Source organism: Roseiarcus sp. (genome assembly GCF_049514155.1).
Taxonomy (GTDB): Bacteria; Pseudomonadota; Alphaproteobacteria; order Rhizobiales; family Beijerinckiaceae; genus Roseiarcus.
Genome location: NZ_JBEKVH010000024.1, coordinates 23,906 through 38,823, shown reverse-complemented (window position 1 = coordinate 38,823; position 14,918 = coordinate 23,906). Strand labels below are relative to the sequence as shown.

Annotated in this window: 14 protein-coding genes; 6 read left to right on the top strand and 8 right to left on the bottom strand. The window is 69.2% G+C overall.

The window, feature by feature from the left end; all coding sequences use genetic code 11:
- The first annotated feature begins 166 nt into the window (after nucleotides 1-166).
- The 3 genes from ABSF49_RS05680 to ABSF49_RS05670 all read left to right on the top strand — a co-directional run bounded on the left by ABSF49_RS05680 (nucleotide 167) and on the right by ABSF49_RS05670 (nucleotide 3,798).
- Nucleotides 167-988: an alpha/beta fold hydrolase gene (locus ABSF49_RS05680; protein WP_424111660.1), complete on the top strand. Its 822-nt coding sequence runs from the start codon at nucleotides 167-169 to the stop codon at nucleotides 986-988.
- A gap of 78 nt (nucleotides 989-1,066) precedes the next feature.
- A complete protein-coding gene (locus tag ABSF49_RS05675; protein WP_424111659.1) occupies nucleotides 1,067-2,815 on the top strand; it encodes a hypothetical protein in 1,749 nt (582 codons plus the stop codon).
- Nucleotides 2,816-2,973: 158 nt separating this feature from the next.
- Complete coding sequence (locus ABSF49_RS05670; RefSeq protein WP_424111658.1) at nucleotides 2,974-3,798, top strand: GGDEF domain-containing protein; 825 nt, start codon at nucleotides 2,974-2,976, stop codon at nucleotides 3,796-3,798.
- A 9-nt stretch (nucleotides 3,799-3,807) separates the two neighbouring features.
- Here the strand turns inward: ABSF49_RS05670 and ABSF49_RS05665 are convergent, their stop codons facing one another.
- The 6 genes from ABSF49_RS05665 to ABSF49_RS05640 form a co-directional block, all read right to left on the bottom strand.
- On the bottom strand, nucleotides 3,808-4,293 hold the full coding sequence (locus tag ABSF49_RS05665) for a mismatch-specific DNA-glycosylase (protein WP_424111675.1): 486 nt from the start codon (nucleotides 4,291-4,293) through the stop codon (nucleotides 3,808-3,810).
- A 37-nt stretch (nucleotides 4,294-4,330) separates the two neighbouring features.
- Nucleotides 4,331-5,830, bottom strand: a complete 1,500-nt coding sequence (locus ABSF49_RS05660; RefSeq protein ID WP_424111657.1) for a phosphomannomutase/phosphoglucomutase — start codon at nucleotides 5,828-5,830, stop codon at nucleotides 4,331-4,333.
- Nucleotides 5,831-5,901: 71 nt separating this feature from the next.
- Complete coding sequence (locus ABSF49_RS05655) at nucleotides 5,902-6,447, bottom strand: retropepsin-like aspartic protease family protein (RefSeq protein ID WP_424111656.1); 546 nt, start codon at nucleotides 6,445-6,447, stop codon at nucleotides 5,902-5,904.
- A gap of 170 nt (nucleotides 6,448-6,617) precedes the next feature.
- Nucleotides 6,618-7,295: a 2OG-Fe(II) oxygenase family protein gene (locus ABSF49_RS05650; protein ID WP_424111655.1), complete on the bottom strand. Its 678-nt coding sequence runs from the start codon at nucleotides 7,293-7,295 to the stop codon at nucleotides 6,618-6,620.
- Nucleotides 7,296-7,367: 72 nt separating this feature from the next.
- Nucleotides 7,368-8,054: a 2OG-Fe(II) oxygenase gene (locus ABSF49_RS05645; RefSeq protein WP_424111654.1), complete on the bottom strand. Its 687-nt coding sequence runs from the start codon at nucleotides 8,052-8,054 to the stop codon at nucleotides 7,368-7,370.
- 68 nt (nucleotides 8,055-8,122) lie between these two features.
- Entirely contained in the window at nucleotides 8,123-9,280 is a 1,158-nt protein-coding gene (locus ABSF49_RS05640; RefSeq protein WP_424111653.1) for a Rid family hydrolase, read from the bottom strand.
- 176 nt (nucleotides 9,281-9,456) lie between these two features.
- On the opposite strand from ABSF49_RS05640, the gene ubiT reads away from it, so the two are divergent.
- The 3 genes from ubiT to ubiV are packed head-to-tail and all read left to right on the top strand — an operon-like array spanning nucleotide 9,457 to nucleotide 12,007.
- Nucleotides 9,457-10,113, top strand: a complete 657-nt coding sequence (gene ubiT, locus ABSF49_RS05635) for a ubiquinone anaerobic biosynthesis accessory factor UbiT (protein ID WP_424111652.1) — start codon at nucleotides 9,457-9,459, stop codon at nucleotides 10,111-10,113.
- Entirely contained in the window at nucleotides 10,110-11,111 is a 1,002-nt protein-coding gene (gene ubiU, locus ABSF49_RS05630; protein WP_424111651.1) for a ubiquinone anaerobic biosynthesis protein UbiU, read from the top strand. Before ubiT ends, ubiU begins: the two co-directional genes overlap by 4 nt.
- The gene (ubiV, locus tag ABSF49_RS05625; protein WP_424111650.1) at nucleotides 11,108-12,007 is read left to right on the top strand and encodes a ubiquinone anaerobic biosynthesis protein UbiV; all 900 of its coding nucleotides are present in this window, start codon (nucleotides 11,108-11,110) and stop codon (nucleotides 12,005-12,007) included. Before ubiU ends, ubiV begins: the two co-directional genes overlap by 4 nt.
- A 38-nt stretch (nucleotides 12,008-12,045) precedes the next feature.
- On the opposite strand, the gene ABSF49_RS05620 is transcribed toward ubiV, so the two are convergent.
- Together ABSF49_RS05620 and ABSF49_RS05615 are read right to left on the bottom strand one after the other, a co-directional pair.
- Nucleotides 12,046-12,555 (bottom strand): gamma-glutamylcyclotransferase family protein, encoded by a 510-nt coding sequence (locus ABSF49_RS05620; protein ID WP_424111649.1) that lies wholly within the window; start codon nucleotides 12,553-12,555, stop codon nucleotides 12,046-12,048.
- A 22-nt stretch (nucleotides 12,556-12,577) separates the two neighbouring features.
- Nucleotides 12,578-14,776 carry a RelA/SpoT family protein gene (locus ABSF49_RS05615; protein WP_424111648.1) on the bottom strand — a complete coding sequence of 733 codons (2,199 nt, stop codon included), beginning with the start codon at nucleotides 14,774-14,776 and terminating at the stop codon, nucleotides 12,578-12,580.
- Nucleotides 14,777-14,918: the final 142 nt, after the last annotated feature.

The window sequence follows — 14,918 nt, the reverse complement described above, 5'->3', positions numbered from 1 at the left end:
GTGACGGGAGTGCGACGAAACGCGCGCCCGCGAAGCCGCGCTTCCGATTTTGCGGCGCAATACACGAATGGCGGGCGAAAGGGAAGGGCGGCGACGTCCGTCTTTCAGCGCGGCGGCGGTGCTGCTAGGCTGAAAAACGAGACGGGATCGCGAATTGGGAACGACCATGACAAAAACGACGCTTTACCACACCCCCAACGGAGCGCTTGCCGTCCACCAGTCCGCCGGAGACGGTCCGCCGATCGTGTTGGTGCACGGCAATTCCAGCTCGGCCCGCGCGTTCTCTCGCCAGCTCGAAGGCTCGCTGGGCCGCCGCCGCCGCCTCGTCGCCATCGACCTGCTCGGCCACGGCCGGTCGGAGAACGCCAGCGATCCCGCCGCCTATCTGCTGCCCGGCCACGCGCTGGCGCTGGTGGCGATCGCCGGCAATTTCGGCCTCGACCAGGCCTTGTTCGTCGGCTGGAGCCTTGGCGGCCACATCGTGCTCGAGGCGGCGAAAGACCTGCCGCGAGCGCGCGGCTTCGCCATTTTCGGCGCGCCGCCGGTCGGGTTCCCGCCGGCGATGGCGGAAGCGTTCCTGCCCAATCCTGCGATGGCGGCTGGCTTCTCGGCCGACGTGACGCGCGAGCAGGCGGAAGCCTACGTCAAGGCGTTCTTCGCCCCTGATTTCGCCGACATTCCCGCCTTCTTCGTCGAAGACGCGCTGCGCGCCGACGGCCGCGCGCGCGAGCAGGTCGCCGCTTCGATGGCGCCGGGCGTCTCGCGCGACGAAGTTCAGGTCGTCGCCGGCTTGGAACAGCCGCTGGCGGTCCTGCACGGGGCTAAGGAGCAGCTGATCAACGGCGCCTATTTGGCCAAGCTGACCATGCCGACCCTGTGGCGGGGCGCGGTGCAGAGGATCGACGCCGCCGGCCATGCGCCGCAATGGGAGACGCCGGTGGCGTTCGACGCCCTCATCGAGGCCTTCGCCGCCGACTGCGGCGGCTGAGCGGCGGAGCGGGTTCTTGCCGGATTGTTAAGCCTCGGCGCCTAAGGCTGGCGGGTCTCCGCCCGCCGCCGGTCCGCCATGCGCCTCGCCCGTCCGCTCGCCGCCGCGCCCGTTCCCGAGGGGATCGTCGCGCGCGCCGCCGTCGCCGCGGCGGCCTCTGCGCGCTCCGCCGCGCCGCTCGCCCTGGCGCTGGCCGCGCTCGCCGCAGCCATCTTCGCGCAGGCGCGCTTCGGCGCGATCGCCGACGTCTCGTGGATGATCACGATCAGCGAGAAATGGCTCGACGGCGCAACCCCTTATGTCGATTTCATCGAGACCAACCCGCCGGCGGCGATCCTCCTCTACCTGCCGCCGGTCGCGCTGGCCCGGGCGCTGGGCGCGCACGCCGAATTCGTAGTCGCGGCCTGGGGCTTCGCCGCCTGCGCCGCCGCGGTCGCCGCCGCCGCGGCGATCCTCAGGCGCGCCGGGCTGCTCGGCGAGCTAGGCCCGGCCTCGCTCGGCGCGGCGCTGTTCGCCTTGACGCTGCTGCCGGGCCGCGCCTTCGACGAGCGCGATTTTTTCGTCGCGCTGCTGGCGCTGCCGGCGCTGGCGGTTGCGGCGGCGCGCGCGGCGGGCGCGGCGCCTGGCCCGCGCGCGGCCGTCGTCGCCGGCCTGTGCATGGCGGCGGTCGTCGCCGTCAAACCGCCCTATGGGCTGCTGTTCGTCGGCCCGGCCGCCTATCTCGCGGCGCGGCGCGGCCTCGGCGCGACGCTGCGGGCGGGCGAATATGGACTCGCCGCCGCCGCGGCGCTCGCCTATGCGGGCGTCGTCGCCTGGCGTTTTCCCGCCTATGTCGGCGACATCCTGCCGGCGGTCGCCGCCGCCTATCTGCCGGTGCGCGAGACGGTGCGCGACCTCATCGTCAACGCCGCGGTCGTCGCATGGGCGGCGCTGGCGGCGGCGCTCGCGCTGGTCGCCGGGCCGCGCTTGCGCGCGCCGCTCGTCGCGACGCCGGCGCTGGCCGCGCTCGGCGCGCTGGCGACCTTCTTCATCCAAGGCAAAGGCTGGCTTTATCAGGCCTATCCGGCGCTGGCGCTGATCGCGCTCGCTTTCGGCGCGGCTCTCGATCGACGCGGCGCGACGCCGGGGCGGCTCGCCGTCCTCGTCGCCGCGGGCGTCGCCGCCGCGCTGGTCGGTTTGCTGACGCCGCTGCCGCCCTTCGCCGGCGCGGTCGCCGTCACGCTGATCGGCGGCGGCGCGCTCGTCGCCGTCTGTGGTCGCCGCATGGTCGCGGCCGAACGCGAGACGCGGCTGGCCGAACTCGCCGCGGCGGCGCTCGCCGGCGCGCTGTGGCTGTTCTTCACCGCCCCGCCGACCGCGCCCGATCGCGACTTCGTCCGCGCCGTCGCCGCGCTTGGGCCCCATCCCCGGCTGGCGGCGGTCGCCGAAGGGCTCGGCATCGGCTTTCCGCTGGTCAGGCAAGTCGACGGCGTCTGGGTCCAGCGCAACCAGGGGATGCTGCTGACGTCGGGCGCCCGCCGGCTGATCGACGAGAACCCGGGCGATTCCGCGCTTGCCGCGCGCCTGGCGCCGATCGTCGCCCGCGATCGCGACATCGTCGCCGAGGATATCCGGCGAAACCGCCCCGACGGAATTCTCGTCAACACGGTGAATCCCCGCTTCCATCGCTGGGCGATGACCGATCCGACGCTCGCCGCCGCGCTCGCCGATTACGCGCTCGCGACCTCGAGCCGCGCCGCCGACTGGCCGATCGATCTCTATGTGCGCAAAGACGAAATCGAACTGCGTCGGTCGTTGCCCGAACCCGGCGAGCGGTCGACGCCTTAGCCGCGCCGCCTGGAATCGCTTCGACGGCGCGGATCAGCCGCGGGAACGCCGCAACGAGGTTATCCACACCCCTCGCTTTCTAAGGTTGCAAGAAGGAGTCGTTTACGGACGTTGCGTAAGGTCTCCACGCCGCCATGAAGGGCGGTTGGAGTTTCCCGATGATCGGAAAACTGGCTCATGTCAGGAGCCGCCGCGACGTCCTGATCGCGTCGCTCGTCATCACTGGCGTTTCGGTCGCTTGCGCGATGCTTCTGACCGCCTGCGTGACGCGGTCGGCCAAGAGCGCAGTGGATTTCGGCGCGTTGCGCAACGCAGCGGAAATCGCCGCCGTCATCGCCTTCGCCATCTCCTTTTTGGTGGTCGACGCGATCCGCCGCATCCTCAAGGGCAAGCGCTCGATCGAACGTCTCGCCATGACCGACGACCTGACCGGCCTCTCCAACCGGCGCGCTCTGCTCGCCGCCGCCGAGCGGGCGATCGCTCGCATCGACGGCGTCGCCTTGCCGCCGGCGCTGCTGATCGTCGATCTCGACCATTTCAAGCGCGTCAACGACGTCTATGGCCATCGGGCCGGAGATCAGGCGCTGCAAGCGGCGGCTGAGGCGCTCGCGCGATCGGTGCGCGGCGACGTCGATTTCGTCGGCCGTCTCGGCGGCGAGGAATTCGTCGTGCTTCTCGCCGCGGCCGACGAAGAGACGGCGCGCCGCGCTGCCGAAAGCGCCAGGGCGGCGATTGCGGCGATGCGCGTGGCGGCGCCCAACGGCGAAATCGCCGTCACCGCCAGCATCGGCTATACGCCGCTCGTCGCCGGGGACACCGTTTCGACGGCGCTGCAACGCGCCGACGAGGCGCTCTACGCCGCCAAGCGGGCGGGGCGCAATCAGATCGCTTCGCGCGCGCCGAACGCCGACGAACGCCCTGCGGCGACGGTCGAGGGCCGGCTGCGCCGCGACGCGCCGGAGCGGTTGCGTCGATCGGCGTAAGCCGCCTCGTCAGCGCGCGCCGGTCGCCGCCGCCAGCGCCCGCCACCAGGCGACGTTGGCCGCCCAATTCCAGTTGGCCGCCGGCGAGGGCGACGGCAGCAGCCAGACGCGGGTTGCGCCGATCGTCTCCCGCTGCTCGCCGAAATCGGCGCCGCGGCGCAGATATCGACGTCCCGCGGTCAGGCTGGTGAAGGCGAGGATCGCCGGCGCGCAGGCGCGGATCTTCGCCTCCATCGCCGCGCAGGCGGCGCGCCCGAGCGCGTCGACCGGCAGCGCCTTGTCCATGCCGCTCGCCGTCTTGGCGATGTCGGTGAGGCCGATCCCGAACTGCGGCAATAGTGCGAACTCGGAACAGTCGAGCCGTCGGTCGGTCAGGCCGACCTCGTGCAAGGCGCGCCAGAACTTGTTCTGCGGATGCGCGTAATAGCAACGGCGCCGCGCCGATTCCGTCCCGGCCGCAGTGCCGCAGAACACGATCCTCAGGCCCGGCGCCAGGACGTCGGGCAGGATCGGCGCGACCGGTCGCTGCGGGTCAGATCGTCTGGTTATAGGCGCCGACCTCTGGGTTCTCGCGCAGCACGGCGTCGACCGCGGCGAACATCGCCCGCATGCGCGCTTCCGACGCCGGGCTTTCGACCACCACCACCAGCTCCGGCTTGTTGGACGACGCGCGCACCAGGCCCCAGGTTCCGTCCTCGACGGCGACGCGCGCGCCGTTGACCGTGACGATATCGCGGATCGCCTGCTGGGCGAGCGTCTCGCCGCGCGCCCGCATCGCCTGGAAGCGCGCGACGACGCGGTCGACGACGGCGTATTTCGCCTCGTCGGCGCAGTGCGGCGACATGGTCGGCGAGCCCCAGGTTCGCGGCAGCTCGCGATAGAGATCGGCCATCGACTTGCCCGGGTTGCGATCGAGCATGTCGAGGATGGCGATGGCGGTGACGAAGCCGTCGTCGTAGCCGCGCCCGATCGGCGCGTTGAAGAAGAAATGGCCGGACTTCTCGAAGCCGGCCAGCGCGCGAAGATCGCGCACGCGCCGCTTGATGTGGGAATGGCCGGTCTTCCAATAGTCGACCTTGACGCCGAGCCGCCTCAGCTCCGGATCGCTGGCGAACAGTCCGGTCGATTTGACGTCGACGACGAAGGTCGGGTTCGGATGCAGTTTGGCGAGGTCGCGCGCCAGCATGACGCCGATCTTGTCGGCGAAGATTTCGTTTCCCTCGTTGTCGACCACGCCGCAGCGGTCGCCGTCGCCGTCGAAGCCGAGCGCGACGTCGGCGCGATTGTCCCTCGCCGCCGCCGCCATCGCGTGCAGCATGTGCAAGTCTTCGGGATTGGGGTTGTAGCGCGGAAAGGTGAAGTCGAGCTCGCAGTCGAGCGGAACGACCTCGGCGCCGAGCGCCGACAACAGCCGCGGCGCGAAGGCGCCGGCGGTGCCGTTGCCGCAGGCCGCGACGACTTTCATCTTGCGCTTCCATTTCGGCCGGGCGGTCAGCTCGGCGATGTAGCGGGCGGGAAAGTCCTCGATGAATTCATAGGCGCCGCCGCCGCTCGGGCGGAACGCGCCGGCGAGCACGATGTCGCGCAGCCGTCCCATCTCTTCCGGTCCGAACGTGACCGGCCGCGCGGCCCCCATCTTGACGCCGGTCCAGCCGTTGTCGTTGTGCGAGGCGGTGACCATCGCGACGGCGGGAACGTCGAGCGCAAACTGGGCGAAATAAGCCATCGGCGTGATCGCGAGGCCGATGTCGCGCACCCTGGCGCCGCCCGCCATCAGTCCGACGATCAACGCGCTCTTGATCGCACCCGAATAGGAGCGGAAGTCGTGGCCGACGACGATCTCCTTGGCGACGCCGAGATCGCCGAGCAGCGTAGCGAGGCCGAGGCCGAGCGCCTGCACGCCCATCAGGTTGATCTCGCGCTCGTAGAGCCAGCGCGCGTCGTATTCGCGGAAGCCGGTCGGCTTGACCATCGGCCGCGCTTCGTAGTCGTAGGTGTTGGGCTCGAGCTTGGGTAGCGGCTTCGGCAACAAGGGCGGCTCTCGATGGATCGGCGTCGCCCATGCCTAGCCGATCGCCGCGCCGAGCAAAAGGGTCTCGACGCCTACTGGCGCAGCACCAGCGTGCCGTCGCGCTGCTCGACGCTGACGAGCCGCTTGAGAAAGCTCGCGCCGAGCAGATTGACCGAGGACGCTCCGGGCGGCATCACCACCGCCTGCACGTCGTTCATATAGATCGCGCCGAGGCTGACCGAGCGCAGCGTGACCGGACTGGCCAACGCGACGCCGTTGGCGGTGTTCATCCTCCAGCGCGGCCGCGAGGGATCGAGCGCGACGCCGAGGCGCGCCGCGGTCTCCGACGTCAGCGCGACGACGGTCGCGCCGGTGTCGATCATCACGTCGACCCCCTGACCCTCGATCAGCGCCCGGGCGCGGTATTGGCCGCCTGCGTCGGCGGCGATCGAGGTCGCGCGATAGGTCGGGGCGGGCTCGGCGGCGGCGACGGTAGCGAGGGCGGCTGGCGCCGGGGCGACGACGGCGGCGGAAGGGGCGCCCGGCGCGGCGCGGCCGCCGAGCCCGACCAACAACGACGGGGCGGCGAAGGCGATCGTCAGCGCGGCGATCGCAAAGATGAGGGCGTTCTTCAGCATGGCGGCGGCCTAAAGCCGCGATCGAACGCGGCGGCTCGACGGCCAAATTGCCGAAGAGGCGCCAATATCCGGTTAAATCGAATCCGGCGGAAGCGTTAACGGCGCGCCTTTCGAGGGCGCGCCGCCAAATGAATCGTGGTTTCGTAACCAAATCGCCAACGGCCGCGCGATCAGGAGAGCTTGATCGGGCGGTCGGGGAACGAGAGTTGCTCGCGCGAGCGCCAACTCGGCCGAACGTAGTTGATCTCCATCAGCCGACGCACGCCGACGATCTTGCGCGGTTCGAAACCGTGCCAGGTGTTCTCGCCGGGAATGAAGATCACCGCGCTGTCGAACTCGGCCGACGCGCTCGCCACCAGGCGCCGGTTGGAATCGTAGATGTCGGTGCCCCAACCCTTCGCGTCCGGCCCGAGGCAGAGATAAATCACCATCGAGAACAGCTTTTCCGGGATGTCGTGGTGCGGCTCGAGCCACGAGCCGTCGATGTCCTGGATGTACTCCATGCGCAGGTACGAGCCTTCGACGTCGAATTCGCAGGTCTCGCCGATCAGCTTGGCGACGTCAGGACGTTGCAGGGCGTCGCACAGCGCCGCGCAGGCGGCGAAATCGGCGCGCATCTTCGGCGTGAAGAAGGTTCGCACGGCGTTGTAGGTGCCGCGCGTGCCGTCAGTTTTGCCGAGCCGCGGCGGGTCCACCGGCAGCGCGAGGATGCCGGTGCACAGAGCTTCCGGATAGATCTCCTTCAGGTTCCAATGGCGATAGGGCCAGTCGTCTCGCTTGGCTGCTGCGAGGGAGCGTTTGAAATGCTCGGCGACGGCGGCCGAGTCGATCGGCGGCGGATAGATCATGGCGGACTCTCCAATAAACGGCGCGGCGCGCGCCGGCGCGAAGCCGACACGACGCGTCGAAGGCGCAATGTCTCAGCGCGCGAACAGGCGGCGCGGCGCCAAATCGATCGCCCTGCGCAGCAGCGGCACCGACTTCGCGTAGGCGCTCCAGCTGTGGCGCCAATATTCCTTCTTCACGTACCAGTCGGAGTCGACGTAGCAGAGCTGCAGACTCGCGCGCTTACCCTTCTGCGGCAGGAAGCCGTGCCACGAGTGATCGCAGACGCGGAACATCAGCATCTTGCCGTATTCGGGGGCGTATTCGAAGGCGAAGTCGTCGCGGTTGTCGCTGCGCAGCACCCTCAGCTTGCCGCGCTCGTACGGCCAATCCCAGCTGAAGCCGACCAGCACGGTGATGATCTTGTGCTTCGAGTCGGGGTGTGAATAGCCCTCGTTGTAGTGGCCGCTGGTGTTGCCCATCATGACGATGCAGGGCGGGCATTTGCTGAGGTCGATGTCGAATTTCTTCTCGACCAGGCTGCGGAAGCGCACGCTCAGAAGCTCGTCGATCACCTTGCCGAAATTCGACCCATATTTGAGATCGGGCAAGCCGTAGCTGCCGCGGTCGGGAATGACCGGCGCGTCGTTGAGCACGGGCTCCTTCAGGCTCGGCGGCATCACGTCGTCGACGAAGCAATAGTCGTAGGGGTCGTGACGCAAGTCCGCGCCGGCGATCGCCGATTCATTGATGATCTTAAGCGGCGCGTTGTCGTCCTGCATCACACCCTCCATTCGTTCCGCCCCTGTCGCGGCTTGCGCCGGTCTTTGGACGGATCCCGATTCTCGCCTCAGAACGCGGGCACGCCGGGCTTTTGGATCGTTTTGGCCGCGATCCCCTCCACTTCGATCAGCCACTCCGGCCGGCACACCGGCCCCTGCACGATCTGAAGCGGCAGGGACGGGAAACGCTCGCCGAGGCGGTTGCGCACCCGGCAATAGTCGCCGCGGTCGCGCAGATAGACGATGAGATGGGTCAAGTCGGCGAGCTGCATCTCGCCGGCGACGAGCAGCGCGTCGACGTTCTCGAGCGCGCGGTCGAGTTGGCGCAGCACGTCGCCAGGGTGGACGACCCAGCCCTCGCCGTCGATGCTCGCGGTGCCGGACATGAAGATATGGGCGCGGTCGCCGTAAGCGAGGCGGGTCGCCCGCTCGAAGGTGACGCCATAGTCCTTGGTCGCGCAGAGGTGGTCGAAGTCGTTGAGATAGGACATCTGCCCCGGCGCGAGTCCGAGCACCGAATAGGCGTCCATCGCCACCAGGTCGTAGTGGTGGGCGCAGGCGCCCTCGATGCCGGTCGAGGCGATGAAATGCGTGTCGCCGGTCAAGCCTTCGCGCTTGAAGATCTCGGCGCGGCTCTTGACCATGTCCGTGTAGAAGACGTCGACGTCGCGGATGTAGAGCCAGGTCCGCACGCAATCGTCGCGCAGCGTGCCGCCTTGTGCGGCGAGTGCGCCGATCAGGTCGCGGAACACCTCGCGCGTCTGGTCGGCGGCCGAGGCGGGGCCGACGTCGGCGGCGGCGCACATCCGGGTGCTCCACAGATGGCGCCGTCCGCCCATCTCGACGAGTGTGTGATGATGGCCGAGGGTGCGTTTGACCGCCGGCGCGTCGCGCTCGACGTGGTAGGCGAGCAGCGAAAGCTTCGCGCCGTGCGCCGGCGGCTGCTGGACGATCGACACCGCCACCGGGCCCTCGTCGGGCGCGCTCATCAGCTCGCTGACGCGTACGCGCTCGGCCTGGTTCATCGCGTCGCTGAGGAAGACGCGGCGGAAGATGGCGCTGCCCGGCTGCAGGCCCATCTCCGCCTTGGCGGCGAGGTAGCCGACGCGCAACGCCTCGAGTTGATCGAGGAAGGCGAGGTCGGGCTCTACGTCAACCGACAGATAACATTCGCGCGCGCCGCCAGCGCCGATAACCTCGCGGCCTACGAAACCCTGATGCCCCATTGCGCTGCTTTTCTTCTCGAGCCGACGCCGCTACGGCGACGGCGCGCGGCCAGCGTTGCGAAATTGCATAGCCCAGAGGGGTCTCGCCCCTCGTTGACGCAAATCAATCAATGCGGCGAAAAACGAGCGCGTTCTGTCGTCTGCGCGACGAGACGACGCAGGCGCGCGGAGGCGCAATGCAGGATAACGAGTTTCCGAGCTTGCTGGCGCGCGCGTTCATCGGCGCGGCGCCGAAGCCGGCGCTCGATCTCGGGGCCGCCGCCTTGCTTTCGGCGATGCGCCGCAATCATCCCCATCTGTTCGCCATGCTGGCCGAGCAGCGGCAGACCCGCATCCTCGTCGAGCTGACCGACCCGCCGCGGCGCTTCCTGCTGCAATACGGCGACGGCGCGCCGTCGCTCAGCGTCGCCGACGCCGCCGGCGACGTTGCGGCCGACGCCGAGCTGAAGGGCGGGCTCGAGGCGATGATGGCGTTGCTCGAGGCCCGCGTCGACGGCGACGCGCTGTTCTTCACCCGCGAACTGACCGTCAGCGGCGACGCCGCGGCGGTGGTTACGCTGCGCAACATTCTCGACCGCGAGACGATCAGCGTGCTCGACGAGGCGTCGTCGCTGTTCGGGCCGCTCAGACGCATGGCGCGCGCCGCGATCGTCAATTGGGAACGCCGCGCGACGCGGTTGCGCGCGGCGCTGGCGCCGCCGGCGGCGAGCGGCGAGGGGGCAGGGATGGGCGAGGCGGAGGCGGCCGAATTGCGCGCGCAGATCGAAGCGTTGAAGGCGCGGCTGAGCAAGCTCGAAGCGCATCAGCGCCGGAAAGAAGGCGCGGCGGCGTGAGGGCGGTCAATTATCTCGAACTCGTCTGTCCGGCCGGCACGCCGGCCGCCCTGCGCGCCGCGATCGACGCGGGCGCCGACAGCGTCTATTGCGGCTTTCGCGACTGCACCAACGCGCGCAACTATCCCGGCCTCAACTTCGACGACCGCGAGCTCGCCGAGGGGATCGAATACGCCCACGCGCGCGGCCGTTGGGTGCTGGTGGCGATCAACACCTTTCCGCGCGCCGGCGATCTTTCGCCGTGGCGACGCGCGCTCGACGCCGCCGCCGCCGCCGGGGCGGACGCCGTGATCCTTGCCGACATCGGCTTGCTCGACTACGCGGCGCGCCGCCATCCCGGCCTGCGCCGCCACCTGTCGGTGCAGGCGGCGGCTTCGAACCCGCTGTCGATCGACTTCTATCGCGAAGCTTTCGGCGTCAGCCGGGTGGTGCTGCCGCGCGTGCTGGCGGTGAAGGAAGTGGCGGCGTTGATCGCCCGGATGAAGATCGAGGCGGAAGTCTTCGCCTTCGGCAGCCTCGGCACCATGGTCGAGGGGCGCTGCTATCTGTCGTCCTACATCACCGGCCGCTCGCCGAGCAGCGACGGCGTGTGCGCGCCGGCCGAGTTCGTCTCCTATCGCGAGGAGGGCGGCAAGATGGTGTCGCGCCTCGGCGAGGTGATGACGAACTGCTACGCCAAAACCGAAAACGCCGCCTATCCGACGCCGTGCAAGAGCCGCCTGATCGCCCGAGGCGAGGCGTCCTATCTGTTCGAGGAGCCGGTCGGCCTCAACGCCGCCTCGATCCTCGCGGAACTCAAGGCGGCGGGGGTCACGGCGCTCAAGATCGAGGGCCGCCAGCGCAGCCGCGCCTATGTCGCCGAGGTCGTCGCCCACTTCCGCGCCGCGCTCGACGCCCTGGCGCGCGGCGAGGAGGCCTCGAGCGCGGTCGGCGACCTGCATGCGATCGCCGAGGGCGGCAAGGTGACGCTGAGCGCCTACAAGAAGGGTTGGCGATGAGCGCTTTGACCCTCGGACCGCTGTTGTTCAACTGGAAGCTGGAGCGCCGGCGCGATTTCTATTTCCGCGTCGCCGACGAGGCGCCGGTCGACTGCGTTTACCTCGGCGAGGTCGTCTGCTCGAAGCGCGAGCCGTTCTTTGTCGACGATCTGCCGATGATCGCCGAACGGCTCGCCGCCGCGGGCAAACAGGTCGTCCTTTCGACGCTGGCGCTCGTCACGACCGATCGCGAGATGGACGAAATTCGCGCCCGCTGCGGCGAAACGACGATGATCGAGGCCAACGACGTCGCCTCGATCAGTCTCATCGCCGGCGCGCCGTTCGTCAGCGGGCCGTTCATCAACACGTTCAATGAGGCGACGGTCGATTTCCTGGTCGCGCGCGGCGCTGTCAGGATCGGCCTGCCGGTCGAGCTGTCGGCGGCGGCGATCGCGACGCTGGCGCGCCACAACCCGGTCGAGACCGAGGCGCTGGTCTTCGGCCGCCAGGGGCTGTCGCTGTCGATGCGCTGCTACCACGCGCGCGCCTACGGGCTGCACAAGGACTCTTGCCAGTTCGTCTGCGAGCTCGATCCCGACGGGCTCGCCGCCGACCAACTCGACGGCAAGCCGCTGCTGGTCGTCAACGGCACCCAGACCCTGTCGCACGGCTACGCCGCGGCGTTCGACGACCTCGCGCCGCTGCAGGCGGCCGGCGTCACCCATTTTCGTCTGTCGCCGCAGACGACCGACATGGTCAAGGTCGCAAGCCTGTTCCGCGCCGCGCTCGACGGGAGGATCGCCGCGGCGGAAGCGCAGGCCGAACTCGCCGCGCTGGTCGCGCCGACGCCGTTCGTCGACGGCTACATGCGCGGCTGCGCGGGGATGAGCTTCAGCGGCGCCGCCGCGCGCGCTTGAGGCGCGGCCGGCGACCGCGCCTGCAGGGCTTGGCCCGTTCAATCCCGGTCGAACGGCGTGGCGAAGCGTGGACGCACGCGTGGGCCGGGCTCGCCGTCCGCCGACGCCGCGGAGCGGACGACGCCCGCCGCGGCGGCGAAGGCTTCGAGCCGGGCGATCGTCGCCGCCGGCTGGCGCCAATGGCGCGCCGCCGTCAGCACGCCGACGATGTAATCGGCTGCGGCGACGCCGGGGCCGGCGTTGGCGCCGAAATAGATCAGCGCCTGCCGCGCGCCGCGCTCGCCGATTACCGGCTGGAGCGCCTTCGCGTAAAGCCCGCTGGCGAGTTGCTCGTATTGGTCGAGCGCGCGCATGTCGGCGAAGGCGACGTCCCACAGCACGCCGTGGACGTCGCCTCTGGGATCGCGCACGGCCGTCAGCCAGCCTTCGCGCATGATCGCCAGCTGGTGGCGCGCGAGGCGCGCGAGGCCGAGCGGCTTGGCGCGCGGACAGCGGCGCGCCATCGCCACGACGTCCATGTTCGAGCCATAGGCGAAATAGAGCGGCATGGGGGAAGGCTCCGCAGTTCTGTCAGCCGCTCAACCGCTGGACCTTGGCGACGACGGGCTTGTCGCGCAACTGGGCGACGATCGTGTTGAGGTGCTGGATGTCGAACACCTGCAGGTCGAAGCGCACTTCGCGGAAGTCCGATCCCGACGGACTGAACACGACGTTGTCGATATTGGCGCCGTTCTCGCCGATCGTCGTGGCGACGACGCCGAGCGCGCCGGGCTCGTTGAGGGTCGTCACCTGCAACTGGGTCGGGTAGAGCGCCTTGTTGGCGGCGTCGAGGTCCCAGCGGACGTCGAGCCACAATTCCGGCTTGTCGTCGTAGGCGACCAGGGCGGGCGAATGGATCGGATAGATGGTGATGCCTTCGCCCGGCGTGCGGATGCCGACGATGCGCTCGCCGGGCACCGCGCCGCCCTTGGGCGCGAAGCGCACTGGCGCGTCCCAGTCGACCCCGCGCAGCGGCAGCGGCTCGCCGTTTTCGCCCTTGCCCGGCACGCGGAAGACGAGGTTGGCGGCCTTGGCGAGGCCGAACCAGCCGCTCTCGCCCGGCGCGACCGCGGGGCCGGGCTTCCGCTCTTCCTGGAAGTCGGGATAGAGCGCGCGCACCACGTCCGACGAATAAAGCTCGCCGCGGCCGACGCTGATGAAGACGTCGTCGATGGAAGCGCGCGCGAGGCGCCCCAGCGCCGCCTTCAGTTTGGCTTCGGAGAATTTGCGTCCGGCGCGGGCGAAGGCGCGTTCGACGATCTGCCGGCCGAGCCCGCCGTATTGGGCTTTGGCCGCTTCGCGGGTGGCGCGACGGATCGCGGCGCGGGCGCGGCCGGTGACGACCAGGCTTTCCCAGGCGGCCGGCGGCGCGCGGCTGTCGGAGCGCACGATCAGCACTTCGTCGCCGTTGCGCAAGGTCGAGATCAGCGGCGCGATGCGGCCGTTGATCTTCGCCCCGACCGCCGAATTGCCGACGTCGGTGTGCACGGCATAGGCGAAATCGATCGCGATCGCGCCGCGCGGCAGCGCGATCAGCCGCCCCTTGGGAGTGAAGCAGAACACCTGGTCCTGGAACAGCTCGAGCTTGGTGTGCTCGAGGAACCGCTCCGAGTCGTCGGTGGCCAAAGCCTCGATCGTCTGCCTGAGGCCGCGGTAGGCGCGGCTCTCGCCGGCGTCGACCGGCTCGGGCTGGCCCTTGCTGTCCTTGTAAAGCGCATGCGCGGCGACGCCGTATTCGGCGATCTCATGCATGTCGTAAGTGCGGATCTGCAGTTCGACGCGCTGGCTGCCGGGGCCGATCACGGTGGTGTGGATCGAGCGGTAATCGTTCTGCTTCGGCGTCGAGATGTAGTCCTTGAAGCGGCCGGGCACCGCCGGCCAGGTCGTATGGGCGACGCCGACGGCCGCGTAACAGTCGGCGACCGTGTCGACGAGGATGCGGAAGCCGTAGATGTCGGAGAGCTGTTCGAACGAGATCGAATTGCGCTCCATCTTGCGCCAGATCGAGTAGGCCTGCTTCTGGCGGCCCTTGACCTCGACCTTGATGCCGCGGCGCGCGAACTGGTCGGTGAGCTCGTCGGCGGTGCGGGCGATCAGCGCGCCGTTCTTCTTCTTCAGCTCCTCGAGCCGCGCCATGATCAAATCGTAGGCGTCCGGCATCAGATAGCGGAAGGCGAGGTCGTCGAGCTCGCTGCGCATCCCCTGCATGCCCATTCGGCCGGCGAGCGGGGCGTAGATGTCGAGCGTGTCCTGGGCGATGCGCGCGCGCTTGTCCTGCGGCATGAAGGCGAGCGTGCGCATGTTGTGCAGCCGGTCGGCGAGCTTGATCAGCAACACGCGCGCGTCGTCGGCGATGGCGAGCAGCAGCTTGCGGAAATTCTCCGCCTGCTGGGCGTGCTTGGAGGCGAAGTCGAGCCGGTTGAGCTTGGTCAGGCCCTCGACCAGTCCGCCGATCTCGGCGCCGAAGACCTTGTCGATCTCCTCGCGCGTGGCGGCGGTGTCCTCGATCGTGTCGTGCAGAACCGCGGCGACGATCGTCGCGTCGTCGAACTTGAGATCGGTGAGAATCGCCGCCACTTCGAGCGGATGCGAAAAGAACGGGTCGCCGGACGCGCGCTTTTGCGTCCCATGCGCCTTCATGGCGAAGACGTAAGCGCGGTTAAGCAAGTCTTCGTCGGCGTTGGGATTGTAACGGCGAACGCGTTCGACCAGTTCATACTGCCGCATCATTGCTCGGTTCGGGCCTCGCGCGGTTCGGAGCGGGTCGGGATCGGGACGGCGCCGAGATCGGCCTTCCGCCGCGCACTATCCAGACGAGAAACGCCCCGCGCAAGCCTTTCCTCGACTTGGCTTGAACGGCCGCAGGCGTTTT

Bases quoted from the DNA above. Each gene is read 5' to 3' on its own strand.
- ubiV (WP_424111650.1), top strand. From the start codon at position 11,108: ATGAGCGCTTTGACCCTCGGACCGCTGTTGTTCAACTGGAAGCTGGAG.
- ABSF49_RS05620 (WP_424111649.1), bottom strand. From the start codon at position 12,555: ATGCCGCTCTATTTCGCCTATGGCTCGAACATGGACGTCGTGGCGATG.
- ABSF49_RS05640 (WP_424111653.1), bottom strand. From the start codon at position 9,280: ATGGGGCATCAGGGTTTCGTAGGCCGCGAGGTTATCGGCGCTGGCGGC.
- ABSF49_RS05655 (WP_424111656.1), bottom strand. From the start codon at position 6,447: ATGCTGAAGAACGCCCTCATCTTTGCGATCGCCGCGCTGACGATCGCC.
- ABSF49_RS05675 (WP_424111659.1), top strand. From the start codon at position 1,067: ATGCGCCTCGCCCGTCCGCTCGCCGCCGCGCCCGTTCCCGAGGGGATC.
- ABSF49_RS05615 (WP_424111648.1), bottom strand. From the start codon at position 14,776: ATGATGCGGCAGTATGAACTGGTCGAACGCGTTCGCCGTTACAATCCC.
- ABSF49_RS05650 (WP_424111655.1), bottom strand. From the start codon at position 7,295: ATGATCTATCCGCCGCCGATCGACTCGGCCGCCGTCGCCGAGCATTTC.
- ABSF49_RS05645 (WP_424111654.1), bottom strand. From the start codon at position 8,054: ATGCAGGACGACAACGCGCCGCTTAAGATCATCAATGAATCGGCGATC.
- ABSF49_RS05670 (WP_424111658.1), top strand. From the start codon at position 2,974: ATGATCGGAAAACTGGCTCATGTCAGGAGCCGCCGCGACGTCCTGATC.
- ubiT (WP_424111652.1), top strand. From the start codon at position 9,457: ATGCAGGATAACGAGTTTCCGAGCTTGCTGGCGCGCGCGTTCATCGGC.
- ABSF49_RS05680 (WP_424111660.1), top strand. From the start codon at position 167: ATGACAAAAACGACGCTTTACCACACCCCCAACGGAGCGCTTGCCGTC.